The sequence below is a fragment of the Leyella stercorea genome (assembly GCF_019052365.1).
In the GTDB taxonomy this organism is placed as follows: domain Bacteria; phylum Bacteroidota; class Bacteroidia; order Bacteroidales; family Bacteroidaceae; genus Prevotella.
Genome location: NZ_JAHQUY010000189.1, coordinates 1 through 588 on the forward strand (window position 1 = coordinate 1; position 588 = coordinate 588).

Below are 588 nucleotides of genomic sequence, written 5' to 3' on the forward strand. Positions count from 1 at the left end.
TAATGGCGGTCATTAGAAAATGACAAGAAGCTTTTTCTAATGACCGATTTGGGTTGAATACTGTCACCTTGCTCACTCCCACTTCATCAGCCACCTCCTGATAAGATTTCTCCTGAAGATAGCGCAGACGGAAAATGAGTTGTCGGATAGGCGGTTCCAGGTCTTCGATGAGAAGCAACAACTGCTCCAGTCGCTCATCGGTTTCATCCGACAAAATAACATCGGTATCATCTATGAGCAACTTCGCTACCTTTTCCTTCACGCCCTTATGGGCTATCAGGTTGAGACAGCGGTTGCGGACGCTCCTCATCAGGAATCCTTCCTCACTCTCAGGCATCAGGACTGCATCATCGGCAAGAATCGTGGTAAAGACTTCGCTCACTACATCCTTGCTTTCATCGTCATCGGAGAGGATGCTTCTGGCCAGATTGTACATCTTCTCGTAATGCTGACGAAACATTCTTTCTATGTCCTTTTCCTGTTTCATACACTATCTATACAGTTGAGCAAAGCAAAAAACTAAGCAAAACAATAACTTTTTTCAAAATTTACAGAAAAAACATTCAACGACTCCTTGTCTTCCACAAA

The 588-nt window shown here is 43.7% G+C and carries 1 protein-coding gene; it reads right to left on the minus strand.

The features are described 5' to 3' along the window. On the minus strand, positions 1 to 487 hold a 487-nt coding region (locus KTQ90_RS13555), incomplete at its 3' end, for a sigma-70 family RNA polymerase sigma factor (protein WP_217318855.1). Positions 488 to 588 lie beyond the last annotated feature (101 nt).